Origin of the sequence: Sphingomonas canadensis (assembly GCF_026013525.1) — a bacterium.
GTDB lineage: Bacteria > Pseudomonadota > Alphaproteobacteria > Sphingomonadales > Sphingomonadaceae > Sphingomonas > Sphingomonas canadensis.
The window spans coordinates 112,416-133,462 of record NZ_JAPDRA010000008.1 but is presented as its reverse complement, the minus strand read 5'-3'; the positions used below and the strand labels follow the sequence as shown (position 1 = coordinate 133,462).

General features: G+C 66.0%; 21 protein-coding genes. 10 read left to right on the top strand and 11 right to left on the bottom strand.

Annotation, left to right across the window (positions count from 1 at the left end; all coding sequences use genetic code 11):
* Positions 1–973: 973 nt before the first annotated feature.
* From OM513_RS15460 to OM513_RS15450, 3 genes are all read right to left on the bottom strand, one after another.
* The gene (locus OM513_RS15460; protein ID WP_264945469.1) at positions 974–2,032 is read right to left on the bottom strand and encodes a nucleotidyl transferase AbiEii/AbiGii toxin family protein; all 1,059 of its coding nucleotides are present in this window, start codon (positions 2,030–2,032) and stop codon (positions 974–976) included.
* The gene (locus OM513_RS15455; protein WP_264945467.1) at positions 2,025–2,633 is read right to left on the bottom strand and encodes a type IV toxin-antitoxin system AbiEi family antitoxin domain-containing protein; all 609 of its coding nucleotides are present in this window, start codon (positions 2,631–2,633) and stop codon (positions 2,025–2,027) included. The genes OM513_RS15460 and OM513_RS15455 overlap by 8 nt, the downstream gene beginning before the upstream one ends.
* Positions 2,634–2,840: 207 nt before the next feature.
* Positions 2,841–3,191, bottom strand: coding sequence for a hypothetical protein (locus OM513_RS15450; protein WP_264945465.1), 351 nt, complete (start codon positions 3,189–3,191; stop codon positions 2,841–2,843).
* A 74-nt stretch (positions 3,192–3,265) separates the two neighbouring features.
* Here OM513_RS15450 and OM513_RS15445 point away from each other — a divergent pair, with 74 nt between their 5' ends.
* The 4 genes from OM513_RS15445 to OM513_RS15430 are packed head-to-tail and all read left to right on the top strand — an operon-like array spanning position 3,266 to position 7,195.
* The gene (locus tag OM513_RS15445; RefSeq protein WP_264945464.1) at positions 3,266–4,837 is read left to right on the top strand and encodes a recombinase family protein; all 1,572 of its coding nucleotides are present in this window, start codon (positions 3,266–3,268) and stop codon (positions 4,835–4,837) included.
* A gap of 2 nt (positions 4,838–4,839) precedes the next feature.
* A complete protein-coding gene (locus tag OM513_RS15440) occupies positions 4,840–5,733 on the top strand; it encodes a plasmid partitioning protein RepB C-terminal domain-containing protein (protein ID WP_264945463.1) in 894 nt (297 codons plus the stop codon).
* Positions 5,730–6,623 carry a plasmid partitioning protein RepB C-terminal domain-containing protein gene (locus OM513_RS15435; protein ID WP_264945461.1) on the top strand — a complete coding sequence of 298 codons (894 nt, stop codon included), beginning with the start codon at positions 5,730–5,732 and terminating at the stop codon, positions 6,621–6,623. The genes OM513_RS15440 and OM513_RS15435 overlap by 4 nt, the downstream gene beginning before the upstream one ends.
* Before the next feature lie 44 nt (positions 6,624–6,667).
* Positions 6,668–7,195, top strand: a complete 528-nt coding sequence (locus OM513_RS15430; RefSeq protein ID WP_264945460.1) for a hypothetical protein — start codon at positions 6,668–6,670, stop codon at positions 7,193–7,195.
* Here OM513_RS15430 and OM513_RS15425 read toward each other — a convergent pair.
* From OM513_RS15425 to OM513_RS15400, 6 genes are all read right to left on the bottom strand, one after another.
* Complete coding sequence (locus OM513_RS15425; protein ID WP_264945459.1) at positions 7,192–8,481, bottom strand: relaxase/mobilization nuclease domain-containing protein; 1,290 nt, start codon at positions 8,479–8,481, stop codon at positions 7,192–7,194. The two genes, OM513_RS15430 and OM513_RS15425, sit on opposite strands and share 4 nt — an antisense overlap.
* On the bottom strand, positions 8,478–8,810 hold the full coding sequence (locus OM513_RS15420; RefSeq protein ID WP_264945457.1) for a hypothetical protein: 333 nt from the start codon (positions 8,808–8,810) through the stop codon (positions 8,478–8,480). Before OM513_RS15420 ends, OM513_RS15425 begins: the two co-directional genes overlap by 4 nt.
* 32 nt (positions 8,811–8,842) lie before the next feature.
* Positions 8,843–9,199, bottom strand: a complete 357-nt coding sequence (locus OM513_RS15415) for a hypothetical protein (protein WP_264945456.1) — start codon at positions 9,197–9,199, stop codon at positions 8,843–8,845.
* A gap of 126 nt (positions 9,200–9,325) precedes the next feature.
* Positions 9,326–9,664: an ArsR/SmtB family transcription factor gene (locus OM513_RS15410; RefSeq protein ID WP_264945455.1), complete on the bottom strand. Its 339-nt coding sequence runs from the start codon at positions 9,662–9,664 to the stop codon at positions 9,326–9,328.
* Between the two features lie 10 nt (positions 9,665–9,674).
* On the bottom strand, positions 9,675–12,908 hold the full coding sequence (locus tag OM513_RS15405; protein ID WP_264945453.1) for an efflux RND transporter permease subunit: 3,234 nt from the start codon (positions 12,906–12,908) through the stop codon (positions 9,675–9,677).
* On the bottom strand, positions 12,905–13,918 hold the full coding sequence (locus OM513_RS15400; protein WP_264945452.1) for an efflux RND transporter periplasmic adaptor subunit: 1,014 nt from the start codon (positions 13,916–13,918) through the stop codon (positions 12,905–12,907). The genes OM513_RS15405 and OM513_RS15400 overlap by 4 nt, the downstream gene beginning before the upstream one ends.
* Before the next feature lie 231 nt (positions 13,919–14,149).
* On the opposite strand from OM513_RS15400, the gene OM513_RS15395 reads away from it, so the two are divergent.
* The 6 genes from OM513_RS15395 to OM513_RS15370 are packed head-to-tail and all read left to right on the top strand — an operon-like array spanning position 14,150 to position 19,166.
* Positions 14,150–15,469: an NAD(P)/FAD-dependent oxidoreductase gene (locus OM513_RS15395; RefSeq protein WP_264945451.1), complete on the top strand. Its 1,320-nt coding sequence runs from the start codon at positions 14,150–14,152 to the stop codon at positions 15,467–15,469.
* A 4-nt stretch (positions 15,470–15,473) separates the two neighbouring features.
* Positions 15,474–15,677, top strand: a complete 204-nt coding sequence (locus OM513_RS15390; protein ID WP_264945450.1) for a YgaP family membrane protein — start codon at positions 15,474–15,476, stop codon at positions 15,675–15,677.
* Positions 15,677–16,948, top strand: a complete 1,272-nt coding sequence (locus tag OM513_RS15385; protein WP_264945449.1) for a TolC family protein — start codon at positions 15,677–15,679, stop codon at positions 16,946–16,948. The genes OM513_RS15390 and OM513_RS15385 overlap by 1 nt, the downstream gene beginning before the upstream one ends.
* Before the next feature lie 2 nt (positions 16,949–16,950).
* Entirely contained in the window at positions 16,951–17,922 is a 972-nt protein-coding gene (locus tag OM513_RS15380) for an MBL fold metallo-hydrolase (protein WP_264945447.1), read from the top strand.
* Positions 17,923–17,955: 33 nt separating this feature from the next.
* Positions 17,956–18,393: a TIGR01244 family sulfur transferase gene (locus tag OM513_RS15375; RefSeq protein ID WP_264945446.1), complete on the top strand. Its 438-nt coding sequence runs from the start codon at positions 17,956–17,958 to the stop codon at positions 18,391–18,393.
* A gap of 2 nt (positions 18,394–18,395) precedes the next feature.
* Positions 18,396–19,166: a sulfite exporter TauE/SafE family protein gene (locus OM513_RS15370; protein WP_264945445.1), complete on the top strand. Its 771-nt coding sequence runs from the start codon at positions 18,396–18,398 to the stop codon at positions 19,164–19,166.
* Between the two features lie 28 nt (positions 19,167–19,194).
* Here the strand turns inward: OM513_RS15370 and OM513_RS15365 are convergent, their stop codons facing one another.
* Together OM513_RS15365 and OM513_RS15360 are read right to left on the bottom strand one after the other, a co-directional pair.
* Positions 19,195–20,778, bottom strand: coding sequence for a bifunctional aminoglycoside phosphotransferase/ATP-binding protein (locus OM513_RS15365; protein WP_264945444.1), 1,584 nt, complete (start codon positions 20,776–20,778; stop codon positions 19,195–19,197).
* Positions 20,779–20,789: 11 nt separating this feature from the next.
* The gene (locus OM513_RS15360) at positions 20,790–21,020 is read right to left on the bottom strand and encodes a hypothetical protein (protein WP_264945443.1); all 231 of its coding nucleotides are present in this window, start codon (positions 21,018–21,020) and stop codon (positions 20,790–20,792) included.
* Positions 21,021–21,047 lie beyond the last annotated feature (27 nt).

Genomic DNA, 21,047 nt, shown 5'->3' with positions numbered 1-21,047 from the left:
TGCAATGGCGTCAACGGCGGAGCCAATGCGTCCTGTACGGCCAATAAATCCATCAATGGCGTGTGCGGCACCGCCAATGGTGTCAGCACCCCGACATCGCCATCGTCGGGCCTATGCTCTGCGGGCAGCGCCACCGCCGTCACCAATTCCAGCTATACTTGGAACTGGAATTGCAATGGTATCAACGGCGGCACGACCGCGATTTGCAATGCGCCGCAGAAGGTCCACGGATCGTGCGGACCCGCGAACGGCAGCAACGTCTATACCAAGCCGACATCGGGCCTTTGTGCGACGGGCAATGCGACCGCCGTCGTTGGTGCAGGTCCGTTCGACTGGAATTGCAACGGTATCAACGGGGGTAACAATGTAAGCTGTTCCGCCAATCTTGTCGTCAACGGCGTGTGCGGCCCGGCAGATGGGCAATATTCCGCGTCGGCACCGACTAGCGGTCTATGCTCCGCTGGCGCTGCGACCGCCGTTGCGGGCACCGGTCCTTACACATGGAACTGTTCGGGCGCGAACGGCGGCACCGCGTCGGGCTGTTCGTCGCAAGCGATCATCCATGGCGCGTGCGGCCCATCGAACAATATGCCGACCGCGTCGGCCCCTGTCTCGGGCCTCTGTTCAGCGGGAACCGCGAGCGCGGTTGCTGGCATCGGTCCTTGGACATGGAGTTGCAACGGCAGCGGCGGCGGCTCCAAATCGAATTGCACCGCACCGACACCACCGCCACCTCCATCATTCGGTGGCGCGTGTCCCGGTCCTTGATCGCCCATCGGGCGATGTCGGTGGCACACAGATGGCGGTCCCCTAAGCCGTCATAGGAAGAAAAACGTCGGCTGAGAGGTTTCCTTGGCGCCGTCACTTTCTTTCGTGTGCTGCCGGCAGCAGGGATAATCTCGCGGCAATCATCCATTGGTTTTGAACGGCCCCGTTGAGGATCGCCGAGGCCGCGTCCACTTTTGAGCGCGAGTTATCCGTTGAGCTTCGTTTCCAGTGCCGCAATCGCCACCATCAGGTCATCGAATGAGGGCGGCGGTGCCATGAACATTTCCGACATGGCAGCATAGTCACCCGCGAGGCGCGCGCGCAGCTCGTCGGTTGGAACGAGGCGGAGCGAGCCGATCATCGCCGTGCCATATGACGCCTTGTTGTCCGCGAACATCAGGCTTTTGTTGAGCACGACCTTGGCGAGAAGATCGGGGCGTTCCTTGGCCTCGTCATCAATGCCCTTCGCCGCCAGCATCATGGTGTCGTAATAGTGGCGGGACATCTCCGGCAGCAGCTTCGTGCCGTGATGGAGCGCATGAAGGATTGTGACCTTTTCCCAAAAGCTGCGCAGCACGGACAAGGTGGAAACCTGAACCTCGGCATTCGGCAGTTCGCCCGGAAACTCCGCAGCGAGATAGGGCGTGATCGTTCTGCTTTCCGAAGGTTCGGTTTCGCCGCGTGCCCCGAATTCGAGCTTGATGCGCGGTTTAATGTAACCGTCAGTCACTGTTCCATAGCTTTGGCCGTAGCTGCGGCCCCATCCGCCAATGCTATACTCAAGCAGCTTGGGATATTCGAACAGGATCGTCTGCGCATCGCGGTCATCGGGATCGATCCGCACTGTCCAGTCTTCGGTCGTGCCGAGCGATGCTTCGATAGCTTTTGCGAGTTCCGGCAGGGCGATGGTCTGCACATAGGATTGCGCCGCTGCCTTGAGCGCCTTGGTGCGGCGCTCGCGTTCCTTGCCGCTGATTCCGTCTTCCATTGGCGGCAATGTCTCGCTGACCAATGGCGCATCGCGTCCGATGGTGAGATCGATATCCTCCGAGAAGCGTTCGATAATGCCATAGGCTTTCGATAGCGACGTGCCGCCCTTGAAGGTGAGGTGGTCGCGCAGGACCGGCACTTCCATCAACCGGCGTAGCGTCCAGCAAACCCAGAAATCCTTCTCGATGATGATCGGCGTGACATCGCGCCGCGCCGCCGCCTCATTGATGAAGGCGAGACGATCATCGTCGGCTCTACGAGCAAACTCATCCATGTCGCACCAAGCCTATCTTGTGCACCGCATCGCTCATCCAGCCTGGCATGAGCGGCTGGGCTTTTCTGAGAGCCTTCAAATCGCGATCATCAAGCTGCGAGGCGAGGCGATGGATAAGATCGTCGTCGATGTTCGCTTTGCCGACATGCGCGAGCAGTTGCAGAACCGCATTGGCATCCTGTGATGCGTCATCGAGTATCGGTGCGCGAGATCGCTTGAGCGCGATCGTGCGGCCCGCCACTTTCTTCACGCGCGTTTGTCCGCTGGTCGCATAGCTTGCCTTCGCGGGCACCTGTGTGGAAATGCCGAGGCGATTGGCGGATTGCGCGCCGGAGGCGGATAGCCTGTCACCGCTTTGCGTCGCGACGGCCTGAGCGATGCTATCGGCATCGGGCGTGAGCGCGCCGAGCTTGTCATGCAGCTTGGGGTAATCATAAAGGCCGCGCCCGATGCGCCGAATCTGGCCCGCTTGCACGAGGCGGGTGAGGGCCATGTCGATAGAAGCGCGGGTGCCGAGGTCGAGGAAATCCTTGGGCGTAAACGCCCATCCGCGTCCCTTGCCGCGCACTCGCTTGATGATTTTATCGGCTACGGCGGACATTTTAGCGCCTCCTTCTTGTTAGATAATAACATAGATATTTCTAACAAGCAATTACACCATATTTGCCAGAAAATGCAGTAAATTCAGATAGCATGGCGCGCCGTGGAGTCGTTTGTGCGCGATATGCGCTATATGGGTCGCGAGCGACGGGATCACAACTCCTAACGTGGCCGAGGATCGGCCCGTTAGAGCCGATCCGAGATTGCGTCACATCATCTGATCCAATGCGGCCATCGTTTCGGCCAGCAATCGCTTGAGGGACAGAAGGCTCGCCCCGAGTGACATCTCAGGGCGTTCGGCCATGAGCATCAGCGCTTTCAGGACGGCATTGGACTCCCTCGCCAGCATGACGAGGTGAACGCCGCTGGGGGCATTTTTACCGCTCAGCCAGTTTTTGGCCGTGCGCTGACTAACGCCCGTCCATTGGGTGATAATCTTGGTCCCGTTGCGCGCCGATCCGAATTCGACCTTCAAGGCCGATGCGATCACTTGCGCAAACTCGGTCTCGGTCAGACCAACGCGACCGATTGGAAATGAACTTCCCTTCTTTGGAAACATGTTACCTCTCCTTTGCTGTTAGGAGGGCGACAGCAGCCGACAGGAAAGCGTTCGATCAACACCAAGGCGTATCAATGGTTATTGAGTGGAGGACAGGAGAAGACGGCCAGTCAGGTGAAAAGCCGCTCAAACGGGCAGCCGAATATGTCCGTATGTCCACCGAACATCAGAAATACTCGACCGATAACCAATCCGCCGAGATCAGAGCCTATGCCGCGCGACGCGGATTTGAGATCGTCCGCACCTATGCCGACGAGGGGAAGAGTGGCCTTCGCATCGACGGACGCGATTCATTCCAGCAGCTTCTATCCGACATACAGAGCGGCAACGCTGATTTTGAAGCGATCCTTGTCTATGACGTGAGCCGCTGGGGCCGCTTTCAAGACCCCAATGAAGCATCGCACTATGTGTGGCTGTGCAAGAGCGCGGGCATCTCCATTCATTATTGCGCCGAGCAGGTCGAGAATGACGGATCGATGGGTTCATCCATCGTAACGACGGTCAAGCAGGTGATGGCCGGTGAATATAGCCGCGAGCTGTCGATCAAGGTGTTCAAGGGGCAATGCCGCCTCATCACGCTCGGCTATCGTCAAGGCGGACCACCGGGATTCGGCTTGCGCCGGATGCTTGTCGATGAGCACGGCAATCAGAAGGGCTTGCTTGATCGCGGTGAGCATAAGAGCATCGCAACGGATCGGGTCGTGCTGGTCGAGGGGCCGGACGAAGAGGTCGCCCTTGTCCGTGAAATCTATCGCCAGTTCGTTGAGGATCAGCGCTCGGAACGGCAGATCGCCGACTGGCTCAACGCACAAGGGATCATGTCGGACCTTGAGCGCCCGTGGTCGCGTGGCGCGGTCCACCAGATTCTCATCAACGAGAAATATGTGGGTCACAATGTCTGGGGCCGCACATCCTTCAAGCTGAAAACCAAGCATGTGCGCAACGATCCATCGGAATGGATCAGGCACGATTCCGCGTTTCCTGCCATCGTGCCACAGCCACTCTTCGATGCCGCGCGGCTCGTCATCGATCAGCGGTCGCAGCGCCTCTCCGATGAAGAGATGCTGGCTTTGCTGGCGGACATTCTCGCGAAGAACGGTTCTCTGTCCGGCCTTATCATCGACGAGTACGAAGACGGTCCGTCGAGCAGCGCCTATCAATCGCGCTTTGGCAGTCTGCTCCGCGCCTATTCCTTGGTCGGATACGTTCCCGACCATGATTACCGCTATCTCGAAATCAATCGGGCGCTGCGGCGGATGCATCCGTCCATCGTGAAGGACGTAATCGAAGGCGTGCGCGCAGCAGGCGGCACGGCGATCCAGAATCTCGAAAACGACACGCTTCTCATCAATGAAGAGATCACCGCATCCATCGTGATTGCTCGGTGTAAGCTCACCCGCGGCGGCAGCCGCCGCTGGAAAATCCGGCTCGACGAGAGCCTTCGCCCCGACATCACCATCTGCGTCAGAATGGACGAAGAGAATATGCACGCACATGACTATTATATTCTGCCGCGCATGACGCTCGCCGAAGGCGTCCTGCGGCTTGCCGATCACAACGGATTGTCGCTCGACGCCTTCCGCTTTGAATCCTTGGACGGCTTCTTCACGCTTGCCGAGCGTGCGCCGTTCCGGAAGGCGGCGTGACGATGGCGCGCCCCGCACAGCGCGTCGAGATGATCCCGATTGACCGGATCACCATCGTCAATCCGCGCCTTCGCAGCAAAAAGATATTCAAGGGCATCGTTGAGAATATCGCCGAGATCGGTCTCAAGCGCCCGATCACCGTAACATCGCGGCAGGGAGCGGATGGCCCGCTCTACGATCTTGTCTGCGGACAAGGGCGGCTCGAAGCATTCCGCGAGTTGGGACAGACCGAGGTGCCAGCCTTGATCGTGTCAGCCGACACCGAAGACTGCATGGTCGCGAGCCTCGTTGAGAATTGCGCGCGCCGTCAGCATCAGGCCGTTGACCTGCTGCAAGACATCGTCGGGATGCGCGAGCGCGGCTATTCCGACAATGAGATCGCCGAGAAGACCGGACTTTCCGCGAATTACGTCTGGAGCGTCGGGAAATTGCTTGCGCGCGGGGAGCGGCGGCTCGTCGCTGCCGTGGAAGCCGGATATCTTCCCATATCCGTCGCGCTGGAAATCTGCGAGGCCGACGATCAGGGCGTGCAGGCGGCGCTTCATAAAGCCTATGAGGACAAGCTCCTGCGCGGTCGCGCGCTCATTGCAGCGCGCCGCTTGGTCGAGGTGCGGAAACGATCAGGCAAAGCCGCAAAGCTCAATCGGCTTGTCGAGAAAGGATCGGCGGCCACGCCTGAGGATTTGGTGAAAGCCTTTCAGGAGGACACCGAGCGCAAGCGTCTGATGATCCGCAAGACCGAGGCGACTCGCAACCGCCTTGTGTTCATCGTCGAAGCATTGAGCCAACTCTCGAATGACGAGAGCTTCATCGCGCTTCTCGAAGATGAAGGCTTGGCATCGATGCCGAACCGGCTCTCGGAGCGCATTCAGAATGTCAGGATCAATCTCCAATGACCGGAAGCCCACGAAACCGGAAGATCAAGCTCGCCTTCGAGACGACGAGCCTGCGCATTCCACTCGGTGACATCGAAATGCTGCGCGCGATGACGCCTGCGATCAAGAAATCCATCAAATATGGACAGATCGAAGCGTCCATCCGCGAGGTCGGTATCATCGAACCGCCGGTCGTGGTCAGGATCAAAGGCAAGGATGATCGCTACCGGCTGCTTGACGGCCATATCCGGATCGAAATTCTGAAAGAGCGCGGCGACAAGGATGTCGTGTGCCTCATCGCCACCGATGACGAGGCGATCACCTACAATAAGCGCATCAGCCGCATGGCCATCGTGCAGGAGCACAAGATGATCCTGAAGGCGCTTGAAAAGGGCGTCTCGGAGGAGCGGCTCGCCCGCGCCCTCAACGTCAACATATCGAGCATTCGACAAAAGCGTCGGTTGCTCGACGGCATATGCGAGGAAGTGGCAAAGCTGCTGCAAGACCGGATGGTGCCTATCAACACGTTCAGTGAGCTGAAAAAGATGCGCCCCATGCGTCAGCTTGAAGCCGCTGAAACCATGATGGCCATGAACAAGTTTTCATGGCCCTATGCGAAATCGCTCGTGGCGGCGACACCGCAACACCAGCTCGTCAGCGACAAGAAGAAGACGGTGCGTGGCCTCAGTGATGAGCAGATCGAGCATATGGAGCGTGAGGCGACGAACATCGACCGCGAGTTTCGCATGATCGAGCAGAGCTACGGCACCGATCACCTCGATCTCGTTCTGGCTACCGGATATCTGTGCCGACTGATCGAGAATGTGCGGGTGGTTCATCACCTTGCACGGTATCATCCTGAGTTGCTGTCCGAGTTTCAGCGGATCGTGCAGTTGCGGAATGCGGCATAGTTTGAGTTATCAGCGATTTAATTATTACCCGCTATCTCGGGTAAATGGACGCTATTGCCAGTAACTCTACGCTGCTTACCCACGGCAAAAGCTGGGATGATATATTCGCTGAGGTAAACGCTTGGCGCGGCGCATGTATGCACCATTTCTCCACGGTCGAAATGTCCGTGACAGAAACGCTGCTCGTCTTGGGCGCGGTGAAGGAAGAGGGCCAGAAGGTTCGACTTCGCCATCTGATCGGTCAGAGATTCGAGGATTTGGCTGCCGCGATAGGCGCAGACGGCCCGTTCGCAGATAAGGGTAAGGCTGCTCACGCGGAACTTTCGCAGTATCGCGCCAGCCATGAGGCGTTTCGCGCCTTGCTATGTCACGGCGTTGCAAAGGTATCGGTCGATCATAGCGGCCAATGGATATTGCTCATCCGTAGCCTCTCCATTCGAGCGAGACAGGCAGAGCGAGGCACTCTCGTGATGGAGCAAGGAGAAGCGAATACGGTGCTCGCGAAGTTGAAGCGCGACGGGCAGAATCTGGCGTCAGTTCTCGGCCAGCTTCGCAAAAAGGTCAGTTCCTAACCCAAATCCAAACCGCGATCCCGTTTCGGGCGAAGAGCGACGGAACCACGGCCTCGATCCTTGTCGCGTTCGCCGGTCTGCATACGCCGGTATGTGGCGGCATCGCGATAGAGGGTGAGAATTCGCTCGGCCTCCTTGCGGCGGTTTTCGCCGATCAGGTCTTGAAGGGCTTGGCGATCCTTTAGCTGCTCAAGGATCAGAGCGTGCCGCTCATAGCTATCGCGCTCGCGCGCAAATTTGGTTTCCATCTCATTCTGCTTTCGCGTTCTGAAATACTTCCCAGTCAGAAAATCCCATGCACCCGCAATGCCCTTGCGTATGCGGGCGGCGCGGGCGCGTTGCTCATCGTTCCAACGGTTCGCGATCTTCCGATCCGTGGCTTGGCGTTCAGCTTGATGCTGAACCTTGAGCGCTTCGCGCTTGGCTATCAGGGGTTCCATATTGACGCGGGCAATGCGTTTGGCTTCCGCGATATAGCGCGAGAGGCGAGGGGCAATCTCGATTGCGATGCGCGCGCGGGCATCATCGACTGACGGCAGGCGCGCAGGATCACCGAGCCGCGCGGCAACATCTTTGGCTTTGCCGTCGATCATACGGGAAATCGCGAACACATCGCCATCGATCGTGATGGCAACGAACCCGCGACGATCACCGCGTGCGAGAAACAGGCCGCGCTCTTCGAGCGCGGACGCGAAGGCCGAGACGCTATCAGCGCGCTTCCAGCAATCCTGCACGGCGGATTTGAGTTCGCGCGGATCGATACCCGCGCGTTTTGCTTGCTGCCATTCGTCCAAGGAGAAGTTGCGAGGATCACGCAGCTTCGGGCTTTCAAAGCCCTTCGGCATCGCCCAGCCATTTTCGAGATAGAGCTGCTTGCCGATCTCGTTGAGCTTGTTCTTGAAGAAGGGCAGTTCCCTCGCCGTCATGGTTTGAGCGTCGATGCGCGACCAGACGGCATGGCAATGGCGACGCCCCTCCTTCTCGTGGAACACGACGACGCGCGGCTGGCCGGTTAGGCCGAGCCGTTCTTCGATATCAGCGAGAGCCTTCTCGAAAGTTTCGACCCGCACGGATTCCGATGCGGGAGGGCTGAGCGAGAGCGAGAAGAGATACTGGCTGCATTTCGTGCCGCGCGCGAGCGCATAAGCTTCGTTCATCGCGCCCATCACCGTGTCGGAGATGAACCCCGACACTTCGTGAATCTCGACATGCTCATTTTCTTCGGTCTTGAGCAGATGGAGGCCGAGCTGCTTGCCGCCGCTGCGCTGTGAACCTTTGAGGATCATGGCACGACATCCACGTCGAGTGCCTGAATCAACAGGGCACGCATAAATGCTACCTCGCGGACCGCATTGAGCAGCGCTTCCTCCGTTTCGGGCGTCACCGGCAGGCTTCCTGAATTGGCGGCCTTGGCAAGCTGGTTCATATTGTTCGCGAGTCGCGATTGCCCCAGCATCGCGAGGAGTTGGGCCAGTGCCCGAAAATCCTTCACCGGAAATGCCCCGCGCCGCTGTGGCGGCGGCGAGGTCGGATCGAATAGCTTCCAGCGGATATAGGCCGACAGCGGCATACCAGCCGCCGCCTTTTCGAGATTGGCCTTTTCCTCGAAGGTCATGCGGAGTGAGACGGGGTGCAGCGGATGTTTGGTCATTTTGCACCGCCAATCTTCCGGCGACGGCGAACAGGCGGCGTTGAACGTGCTTTGCTCTGAGGCAACAGACCGAGGGCTTCCACCGCCTTCGATTTCTTGAGGCCGTCGAGAATGTCATTCCACTGGTCGAGGGTGCGGAAAAGTTCGTTCGAGTCCTTGATAGGGACCGGGTTCGAGTCCCTGTTTTGGTTCGATGGCGCTCCGTCTGTGGGCACCATCACCTTTTCGTGGAATCTGTCGGCGCGGCTGGGGCGGCGTGCGTTCGTGCGCGGCGGACCTGGCGGTGCAGGGCGATGGCCGCTGCGATCACCAGCAGGGCGCCAGGTGACGCGGAAATCGGTTGTGGGGGACATTGCGGCCATCTTCGCTTGGCCGCATGCGGCACCGGCCGGTCCGCGCCTTCCCGACCGGACGTCCAGGGGTCTTTGGGGACGCTGCATGGGGCGCCAGGTTCGCCGGGTGACGCTCTCTGCGCGGCGTTATCCCCCCCGCGCGTCCACCACGGGCGGGGAGGGCTTGGCGGCGTCGGCGGGGCAGAAGACGGCGTGGAGCGTTTCCAGCACGCGCGCGGCGCCTTCGTCGGCGATCGAGTAATAGAGCGTCTGGCCGTCGCGCCGGGCGGCGACGATGCCGTCCTTGCGCAGCAGCGCGAGCTGTTGCGACACCGCGGTATCCCGCGCGCCCGTAAGGCGCACGAGCTCGCCGACCGACTTCTCCCCATCCCACAGGTGGCACAGGATCATCAGCCGGCTGCGCCCCGACAGAGCCTTCAAGAATTCCGACGCGCGATCGAGCGCGCCCAACATCTCTTCTTTCACAGATAGGCAGCTATGCAGCTTTCGCCTCCGTTTCAAGGCGGCCGTCATCGCGCAGCACGACATAGATGGCGGGGATGACGAGCACGGTGAGCAGCGTGGATGATGCGAGCCCGAACAGCAGCGAGATCGCCAGCCCCTGGAAGATCGGATCGGTAAGGATCACCGCCGCGCCGATCATCGCCGCAAGCGCGGTGAGAAGGATCGGCTTGAACCGGATCGATCCCGCTTCGATCAGCACCGCGCGCAGCGGCTTCCCCTCGCCTTGGGCATGGCGGATGAAGTCCACCAGCAGGATCGAGTTGCGCACGATGATCCCCGCCAGCGCGATGAAGCCGATCATCGATGTGGCGGTGAAGGGCGCGCCGAACAGCATGTGGCCGATCACGATGCCGACCAGCGTGAGCGGGATCGGCGTCAGGATCACCAGCGGCAGCCGGAAGCTGCGGAACTGAGCGACCACCAGGAAATAGATCCCCAGCAACGCCGCGCCGAACGCCGCGCCCATGTCGCGGAAGGTGACCCAGGTGATCTCCCACTCGCCGTCCCACAACAGCGTGGGCCTGCTCTCGTCCTCGGGCTGGCCGTGCAGGCTGACGACGGGCTTCGTCAGGCCCTTGGCGGCCCAGTCGTTCGCGTCGATCGCCTTCTGCACCGCGATCATGCCGTAAACGGGAGCCTCATAGGCGCCCGCCAGTTCGGCGGTGACCATGTCGGCGGCGCGGCCGTTGCGGCGGAAGATCGCGTGGCTGCCGGACTCCCGGCCCGCGTCGAACAGCTCGCCCAGCTCGACCAGGCGTCCGCCACCCGCCCCGCGCGATACCGCGACCGGGGTGGCGGCGAGCGCGGCGTCCCAGCGGCGCGCGGATTGCGGCAGCTCGACGGTGATCGGCAGCGGGGTCCGCCCGTCGCCGCGCGGCGCATAGCCCACCGTGCGCGAGCCGAGCAGCATGCCCACCGAGTCATAGGCCTCCCGCTCCGACAGGCCGTAGTAATCGAGCTTCTCGCGATCGGGCACCAGGCGCAGGCGCGGGCGCGGCTGGCCATAGCTGGTGTCGACATCGACGATATAGGGCACCGACTTGAACAGCCGCTCCAGCTCGGCCGCGGTGGCGCGGCGGGTGGCGGCGTCGGGGCCATAGACTTCGGCCAGCAGCGTCGCCAGCACGGGCGGGCCGGGGGGCGTCTCCACCACCTTCAGCGATCCGCCGGGGGCCAGCGGCACCGCGGCCTTCAGCTTCTCGCGCAGGTCGAGCGCGATCTGGTGGCTCGAACGGCCGCGCTCGCCCTTGGGCAGCAGCGTGATCATCACGTCGCCCTGCTCCGCGCGGTCGCGCAGGAAATAGTGGCGGACCAGTCCGTTGAAGTTGAACGGGGCGGAAGTGCCCGCGTACAGTTCCATCGCCGAAGCCTCGGGCAGCGTGCGGGCCACCGCGGCGACCTGTTCGGCGGTGCGGCCTGTATCCTCCAGGCTGGTGCCCTCGGGCAGGTCGATCACCACCTGCACCTCCGACTTGTTGTCGAAGGGCAGCAGCTTCACCGTCACCAGCTCGAAATAGAACATCGAACAGGCGAGCAGCGTCGCCACGCCCACGCCGCCCAGGAACAGCCAGGCGCTGCGCCGCGTGGCGATCACGCGCCCGGCCACCCGCGCATAGATCGCGCCCAGCCGCCCGCCGCCGGACTCCGCGCCGTGCCCATGGCCGCCATCCAGCGTCTGGCGGGCGAAGCGGATCATCAGCCACGGCGCGATCACCACCGCGACGAAGAAGGAGAAGATCATCGCCGCCGATGCGTTGACCGGGATCGGCGCCATATACGGCCCCATCAGCCCGGAAACGAACAGCATCGGCAGCAGTGCGGCGACCACGGTGAGCGTGGCGATCACGGTGGGGTTGCCCACCTCCGCCACCGCGTCGATCGCGGCCTGGCTGCGGCTGCGCCCGTCGGCCATCGCCCAGTGGCGGGCGATATTCTCGATCATCACGATCGCGTCGTCGACAAGGATGCCGATCGAGAAGATCAGCGCGAACAGGCTGACGCGGTTGATCGTATAGCCCATCAGGTTCGATGCGAAGAGCGTGAGCAGGATCGTGGTGGGGATCACGATCGCGGTCACCCCCGCCTCGCGCCAGCCGATCGCGAAGCCGATCAGGATGACGATCGACACGGTGGCGAGCCCCAGGTGAAACAGCAGCTCATTGGCCTTTTCGTTGGCCGTCTCGCCATAGTTGCGCGTCACCGCCATGGTGAGGCCCGCGGGGATCAGGCTGCCCTTCAGGCTTTCCGCCTTGTGCAGCACCGCTTCGGAAACGGTGACCGCGTTGGCCCCCGCGCGCTTGGCCACGGCGATGCTCACCGCGGGGGCGGCGCTCCATGCGTTGCCGTCGCGCACCCAGCGGGCGACCTGGGACTGGTCCTCGCGCGGCTGCTGCGTCACGGTGGCGACGTCGCGGACATAGACCGGGGCGCCGCCGCTGCCGTTCACCGTCAGCATGCCCACGTCGCCCGCGGTGGCCAGCGTGCGGCCGGCGGCGACGGTCAGCGCCTTGCCCTCCTCGCGCGCGGTGCCGGCGGCGAAGGCGCGGTTGGCCTGGCCCACCGCCTCCGCCAGCGCCCCCAGCGGAACGCCGTGCAGCGCCAGCCGCGCGGGATCGGGCGCGATGCGGATCTGCTCCGCGGCGCCGCCGGTGATGAAGGTCAGGCCGACATCGTCCACCTTCGCGATCTCGCTGCGCAGCCGTTCGGCCATGTCGCGCAGCGCCGCGTTGTTCCAGCGGGCGGCCTCGCCCGGCTTTGGCGAGAGGGTGAGCACCACGATCGGCACGTCGTTGATGCCGCGCACGGTGACGATCGGATCGGGGATGCCCACCGGGATGCGATCCCAGTTGGCGCGCAGCTTTTCATGGATGCGCACCGCCGCGTCGTCCTGGTCCGATCCGACCAGGAAGCGCGCCGTCACCAGCACGCCGTCATCCTCGGCCTGGGTGTAGACATGCTCGACGCCGTCGACGGAGCGGACGATCGTTTCCAGCGGCTTGCCGACCAGCTCGACCGCGTCGGCGGCGGAAAGGCCGGGGGCGGCGACGCGCACGTCGATCATCGGCACGCTGATCTGCGGTTCTTCCTCGCGCGGGATCGAAACCAGCGCGAGCAGCCCCAGCGCGATCGCCGCGAGCAGGAACAGCGGCGTCAGCGGCGACTGGATGGTGGCGCGGGTGAGCCCGCCCGACAGCCCCAGCTTCATCGCGCGGCCTTTCCGGCCAGGATCACGTCGCCGGGCTTCAGGCCGGACAGGATCTCGACGCTGCCGCCGGCGCCGGGGGCGGTCTGCACGGGCACCGACGCGGCGCTGCCGTCCTTCGCCAGCACGTCGACATAATCGATGCCGAAGCGCGTCGAGACGAAGCGGCGCGGGATGGTGATGCCCGGGCGGCTGCCGGTATCCACCAGCACGCTGACCCGCATGCCGACCAGATCGGTGGTGAGCCCCGGCACCTCCACGTCCGCGCGCACGCGGCCGCCCGCAACGGCCGGGTAGAGCTGCACGATCGTGCCCTGCTTCCCGCCCAGCGGCGATTCGTCCTGCACGGTCACCACCGCGCCGGGGCGCAGGCTGCGCGCGAGCGACTGGGGGACGTCCAGCCGCAGGATCGGCGGGCCGGAGGTGACGGTGGCCACCGACATGCCGGGCGCCACCACCGAACCCTGGGGCACGTCGGCGCGCAGCACGCGGCCGGTGGCCGGCGCGATGATCGCGCCCTGGCCAGCGGTGGCGGCGCTGGCGGATTGCTGCTCGCGCGCGGCGCGCACCTGGGCATCGGCCGATCGCGCGGCGGCGCGCGCCTGATCGAGCCGCGCCTGGGCATAGACGCCGCGCTTGAAGAGATATTCGATGCGCGCCAGCTCCGCGCGGGCGGCGTCGGCCTGGGCCGAAGCGGCGGCGGCCTGGGCGCCATAGGCGGCGGTCTCATAGCCGAGCCTGCTGTCGGTGACGGTGCCGATGCGCTGGCCGCGCGTCACCATATCGCCCTCGCGCACGCGCAGATCGACCAGCGTTCCGGGAATGCGCACCAGCGCCTCCGCCTGGTCGCGCGTGGCGATCTCCGCGGCGAGCGGCTTCTGCTGCGCCACCTGGCTTAGCTGCACGGTCAGCCGCTCGCCCTGGGCGGCGGCGGGAGCGGGGGCGGCCTGCTCGCCCTGTCCGCATGCGGCGAGGAACAGCGCGGCGGCCAACCCGGTCGTCTTGCGAAGCATCGCCAATCCCTCCCTGAGGCGTGCCCCGGCCCGCCGCGAAGCCGCCGGACTATCCGCGTGTGCCATGCCCGGGAATCCGGAGGTTCCCGCGTAGGACCTTTCCCAATGGCTTGCCCCAACACCTTGCATGCATGTCTCCACTTCGGCGCACTCGCTCACATGCGAATCTTTGTACTTGCGTATATAACGAAGATACGCATATAAGCAACCCCATCGAATCGGGAGGATGCCGTGGCAAGACCGAAGATCGTGGTGCTCGGGGCCGGCCTGGGCGGAACGCTGACCGCCTTTGCGTTGCGCGAGCGGCTGAAGAACCGGGCGGAGGTCGTCGCGCTGTCGGACAGCGAGACCTATACCTTCGTTCCCTCCAACCCCTGGGTCGCGGTCCGCTGGCGCGACGTGGAGGATATCCAGGTCCATCTGCCCCCGGTGTTCGCGCGCCAGGGGATCGGCTTTTCGGCGGCGGGGGCGAAGCGCGTCGTGCCGGGCGAAAACCGCATCGAGCTGAACGACGGCACCAGCATGGACTATGACTATCTGGTCATCGCCACCGGCCCGCACCTCGCCTTCGAGGAGATCGAGGGGCTGGGTCCGGAAGGCGGCTTCACCCAATCGGTATGCACCGGCCGCCATGCCCAGGCCGCCGCGGATGCGTTCGACCGGTTCGTCGAGAACCCCGGCCCGGTGATCATCGGCGCCGCGCAGGGCGCGTCCTGCTATGGCCCCGCCTATGAATTCGCGATGATCGTGGACACCGAGCTGCGCCGCCGCCGCATCCGCGACCGGGTGCCGATGACCTTCGTCACCGCCGAGCCCTATATCGGCCATCTGGGCCTGGACGGCGTGGGCGACACCAAATCGATGCTCGAAAGCCGCATGCGCGATCGCGACATCAAATGGATCACCAGCGCGCGCATCGGCAAGGTCGAGGACGGCACGATGCACGTGGAGGAGATCGCCGCAGACGGATCGGTGGCGAAGGCGCATGCGCTGCCCTTCAAATTCTCGATGATCCTGCCCGCGTTCAAGGGCGTGGCGGCGGTCAGCGGGATCGAAGGCCTCAGCAACCCGCGCGGCTTCATCCTGGCCGATCGCCATCAGCGCAACCCGGCCTTCGCCAACGTCTATTCGCTCGGCGTCTGCGTCGCGATCCCGCCCACCGGCCCCACGCCGGTTCCGGTGGGCGTGCCCAAGACCGGCTTCATGATCGAAAGCATGATGGCCGCGATCGTGGAGAATATCGCCGAGCAGATCGAGGGCCGCGAGCCGAGCCACGAGCCGAGCTGGAACGCGATCTGCCTCGCCGATTTCGGCGATGGCGGCGTGGCCTTCATCGCCCAGCCGCAGATTCCGCCGCGCAATGTCAACTGGGCCGGGCAGGGCAAATGGGTCCACAAGGCCAAGGTGCTGTTCGAACGCTATTTTCTCTACAAGGTGAAGCACGGCCAGGCCGAGCCCTTCTATGAGAAGCTGGCGCTGAAGGTGATGGGCGTGGGCAAGCTGAAGATCCGCCCCACGCGAACCAGCAATCCCGGAAATCAAGGAGCCTGAAGCCATGAACGTCGATCGTGCCGTATTCGTCTTTGCCGGCTGCGTGGTGCTTGCCGGGATCGCGTTGTCGCTGTGGGTGCATCCGTGGTGGATCGCGCTTTCGGCCTTCGCCGGGCTCAACATGATCCAGGCGGCGTTCACCGGCTTCTGTCCGGCGGCGATGCTGTTCAAGGCGCTGGGCGCGCGGCCGGGCAAGGCGTTCGACTGATGCGCCGCGCGTCCGCGCTCCTTCCCGCGCTGCTCTGTGTCCCCGCGCTCGTCGCGCCGGCGCAGGCCCAGGCGCTGCTCACGCTCGATCAGGCGATCGCCGAGGCCCAGTCGCACGCGCCCGGGCTGATGGCGGCCGATGCCGAGGCGGAGGCGGCAGGCGCGCGGGTGGATCAGGCGCGGGCGGCGGGGCTGCCGAGCATCACCCTCACCGGATCGGTGGCGGTCGGGCGGCTCGATCCGGGCGGATTCTTCGGCTTGCAGGCCGACGATGTCGTGCCGCGCGCCGTGCAGGCGACGATCGAGCAGCCGCTGTTCACCGGCGGCCGCCTGGGCGCCGCGAGCGACCGGGCGCGCGCGGGCGAGCAGGCCGCGGCGGCGATGCGCGACGCGGCGCGGGCGGAGACGGCCGCGCGGGTGGCCCAGGCCTATGGCGCCGTGCTCGTCGCCGAGGGGCAGCGGGAGCTCCTCGAACGCCTGGTCGCGACCACCGCCGAACTGGCCCGCCACGCGCAGGACCGGTTCGAGGTGGGGGATGCCCCCCGCACCGATGTTTCTCAGGCCAACGTCCGGCTGGCCGAGGCGCGCGCCGGGCTGGCGGCGGCCGAGGGCGGCGCTCTGGCCGCGCGGGCCGAGCTGGCCCGGCTGATCGGCCGCGATCCGGGGCGGCTTGCGCCGCTCCCCGAGCCGCCGGCGGTGCCGCTGCTGCTCGACGACGCGATCCTGACCGCGGAGGCGAACAGCCCGGCGATCGCCGCGGCCCGCCGCGCGCTGGAGGCGGCAGAGGCGGGCGAACGCGGCGCGCGCGCCGAACGCATGCCCACGGTCGGCGCCTTCGCCGAGGCATCGAGCGTGCGCGACCAGTTCTTCCCCGGCTATCGCGGCGACAGCGCCGCGGTGGGCCTGCGCGCGCGCTGGCAGTTCTTCGACGGCGGCCGCACCCGCGGCCAGATCGCCGAGGCGGGCGCCAACGTCCGCGCCGCCCGTGCCCGCCTGACCGACGCGACGGGGCAGGTGCGCGCCGCGGTGACCGCCGCGCACGCCGCGGTGAACGCCAGCGCCGCCATCGAGCGCGCCGCCGCCGAGCAGAGCGCCGCCGCCGAGGAGACCGTGCGCAACCTGCGCGACGAGGTGGCGGTGGGCCAGAAGCCGCAGATCGACCTGCTCGATGCCGAGCGGGACGCGGTGGGCGCCCGGCTTGCGCTGCTGCGCGCCCGTGCCGAGCGGGTGGCCGCGGCCTACCGGCTCAACGCATTGTTCGGACGCTATTGACGATGACCCAGCAGACCATCGACGCCCCCGGGAAAGCCGGCCAGTCCGTTCAGGACGCGCCGCTGAGCCGAGCCGCCGCCGTGGTGGATGCCGCCCGTGCCGATCCCGGCCGCCAGCCCGTGGTGCGCGCCTTTTTCGACGAGGCGACCTTCACCGCCAGCTATGTGGTCCACGATCCGGCCACGCGCCGCGCCGCGATCATCGATCCGGTACTCGATTTCGATCCGGCGTCGGGCCGCACCTCGCATGCCTCCGCCCAGGCGATCGCCGATCATGTCGTGGCGGAAGGCCTGACGATCGATTGGCTGCTCGAAACGCACGCCCATGCCGACCATCTCTCCGCCGCGCCCTGGCTTCAGCAGCGGCTGGGCGGGCAGATCGCGATCGGGCGGGCGATCACGGCGGTGCAGCGGACCTTCGGGGCGCTGTTCAACGCCGGTCCCGATTTCGCGCGTGACGGATCGCAGTTCGACCGGCTGTTCGACGATGGCGACTGTTTCACCATCGGCGGGCTGGAGGCGGCGGTGCTGCACGTGCCGGGCCACACGCCGGCGGACCTGGCCTATGTGATCGGCGACGCGGTGTTCGCGGGCGATACGATCTTCATGCCCGATTACGGCACGGCGCGGGCGGATTTCCCCGGCGGCGACGCCGGGCAGCTCTATCGCTCGATCCGGCGGCTGCTGTCGCTTCCGCGCGGCGCACGGCTGTTCCTGTGCCACGACTATAAGGCGCCGGGCCGTGACGTCTTCGCCTGGGAGACGACGGTGGGCGCCGAGCGCGACGGCAACATCCATGTCCGTGACGGCGTGAGCGAGGGCGAATTCGTCGCGATGCGCACCGCGCGCGATCGCACGCTGGATATGCCGCGGCTGATCCTGCCGTCGGTGCAGGTGAACATGCGCGGCGGCCGCCTGCCCGAGCCGGAGGCCAACGGCACGCGCTACCTGAAGCTGCCCATCGACGCGATCTGAACCAACCCAACCGAAGCATCCAGAGGCAAGACCATGAATCACAAGCCGCTCGCGCCGGGCATCGGCGTTTCCACCCAGCTTCCCCCCGCCGGGATCGCCGCGGCGAGGGCGGCGGGCTATGGCGCGATCATCAACAACCGGCCGGACGGCGAGGAGCCGGGCCAGCCCGACAGCGCCGAGCTGGAGGCGGAGGCGCGCGCGGCGGGGCTCGACTATCATCACATTCCCGTCGTGCCGGGTCAGTTCGGCGACGCGCAGGTCGACGCCTTCTGCGCGGCGATGGGCGGCTGCGAAAAGCCGGTGCTGGCGTTCTGCAAGTCCGGCATGCGCGCCACCTCGCTCTGGGCGCTGTCGCAGGCGGGCAAGCTGACCACGGACGAGATTCTGCATCAGGCGGCGGCCTGCGGCTATGATCTGACGCCGCTGGTGCCGCGGATCGAGGCACGCGCCCGGGCGGCGCGGCAGGGCTGACCATGCTCGAACCGGTCCAGTATCTGCTGGGTGCCGGTTCTGGCGCGCTGGTGGGCTTCACGCTGGGACTGGTCGGCGGCGGCGGATCGATCCTGGCGGTGCCGCTGATCGTCTATCTGGTGGGGGTGAACAGCCCGCATGCGGCGATCGGGACCAGCGCGCTCGCGGTGGCCGCCAATGCCGCCGCCGGGTTGATCGGCCATGCCCGCGCCGGCACGGTGAAATGGCGCTGCGGCGGCATGTATGCGGCGGCCGGTGTAGTCGGCGCCTTCCTGGGATCGACGCTGGGCAAGGCGGTGGACGGTCAGCGCCTGCTGCTGCTGTTCGCGCTGTTGATGATCGCGGTGGGCGCGATGATGCTGCGCAAGCGCCCCGATGCGGACCGGCCGGACGTGCAGTGCAACCGCACGAACGCGCCGCGCGTGCTGGGCTTCGGGCTGGGCACAGGGGTGTTTTCGGGATTCTTCGGGATCGGCGGCGGGTTCCTGATCGTGCCCGGGCTGGTCGCGTCAACGGGCATGCCGATGATCAACGCGGTCGGCACCTCGCTGGTCGCGGTCACCGCTTTCGGGCTCACCACCGCGTTCAACTATGCGCTGTCCGGCTATGTCGATTGGCTGCTGGCGGCCGCCTTCATCGCGGGCGGGGTCGCGGGGGTGACGGGCGGCACCGCGCTGGCCGGGCGGCTGGCGGCCAAGGGCGCGCTCAACCGGGTGTTCGCGCTGCTGATCTTCGCGGTGGCGGCCTATATGATCTGGCGCAGCCTGGGATAGCGGGTGATCGGTCCATGCGGCACCGGCCCTACCCGCTCCGCCCGAGCGATGCGGGGGCGATCCGGGCGATCCGGCGCAGCGCGGCGGCGGCGATCTGCGCGACCGGACCGCCGGCCGCCAGCCTGATCCAGCCGCGGACCGGCCCGGTGGCCTGGCGTGCCTGCATGCGGACGACGCGGCCATCGGCATCGGATGCGTCGCCGCTGCGTGCGGCCACCCGCGCCAGCCGCGTGCCGATTCCGGCCTCCAGCCACAATCCGGCGAAGCAGGCACCGGCGGCTTCGGCCGCCGCGCGGACCGCGTCGCGCTCGCCGGGCTTCAGGAAGGCGGCGTCGGCGATCGCGCTGCTTCCCGCCGCCAGCGCTGCGCCCGCCGCCACCTCCAGCGCGGCATAGACGCGCGCGCCCGCCTCGGGAGAATAGGCTTCGCCCGCCATGCGGATCTCCGGCGCCAGCCCGGCCAGCCGCTTGCGCAGCACGTCGCTGCGCAGGACGCGCGCGCCGGGCGCGATGCCGATGCTGCCGCCGATCGCGCGCGCCAGCGTGGACTTGCCCGTGCCCGATCGCCCGCCGATCGCCACCAGCAGCGGCGGCACCGGATCGAGCAGTTCGCGCGCGAGCCTCAGATAGTCGCGCGCCTCGGCCAGCGCCGCCGCGCCGCCGCCGCCCGCCGCGCGTGCCGCCGCGACATGCGCGCGCACCGCGGCACGGATCGACAGGAACAGCGGCATCGCCGCCACCCCGTCCTCGTCCAAGGCCGAAAGGTCCAGATAGCGGTTGAACAGCGCATTGGCCTCGGCGTGCAGGCCCCGGTGCCACAGGTCCATCAGCGCGAAGGCCAGGTCATAGAGTATGTCGGTGGTCGCCAGCGCCTCGTCGAACTCCAGGCAGTCGAACGGCACCGGCTCGCCATCGATCAGCGCGATATTGGCGAGGTGCAGGTCGCCGTGACAGTGACGCACCCGCCCGGCAGCGGCGCGCGCGTCGAGCAGCGCCGCGTGGCGGGCGAGCTGCGCGCGCTGGCGATCGAGCAGGTCCGCGACCGCACCCGGATCGAAGGCGCCCGCGCAGGCGGCGAAGCTGGCGGCGTTGCCCGCGATCACCGCGCCGATCCGCTCGGCCCCGCCGGGCGTGAGCGCCACCTCCGCATCGGCGTGGAAGGCATGGAGCCGCTCCGCCAGCCGGCCCATCAGCGCCGCGTCGATCAGCCCGCGCCGCGCGCGCTGATCGAGCAGCGCATCGTCGGGGAAGCGCAGCATCTCCAGCAGCCAGTCCACCGGCTCGCCCGCGCCGCCGATCATGAGCGCGCCGTCCGCGCCGCGCGTGACCGGGTGGAGCCCCAGGTACAGGCCGGGCGCGGTGCGTCGGTTGAGCGAAAGCTCGGCGGCGAGCGCGGCCCGGCGCCGTTCGGGCGTGGAGAAATCGAGATAGCCGAGATCGATCGGCCGCTTGAGCTTCCACGCGCGCTCGCCGGCCAGCAGGACATGCGCCGCATGGGTATCGATCCGCCGCACGCGCCCGCCGCCGGGAAGCCCGCCCGATTCGAGGAAGCCGAGCACCTCGCCGGGTGCGGCGTCCGCGCGCGCGGCGCCGGGATGCGGCCAGGGCTCCATCGTCGCGGCCTTCAGGCGAACAGCGCCCGCTCGCCCTCCTCCTCGATCGTGTCGGGCACGGCGAGCTGGTGGTCCTCGGCGGGTGCCGCATGGACGTGCCGGTGCGGTGTGGCGAAGGCGGCGAAGGCATCGCACCATCCCGCCATCAGCAGGAAGGGTATGGACGCGGCCGCCTCCTGCCAGGCGGCGAAATGTTCCAGATAGGCGACGGCGCCATCGGGCGCGGGGCGTTCGGCGGACATGGGGCTCCTCCGTGGCTGCGGCGGCAC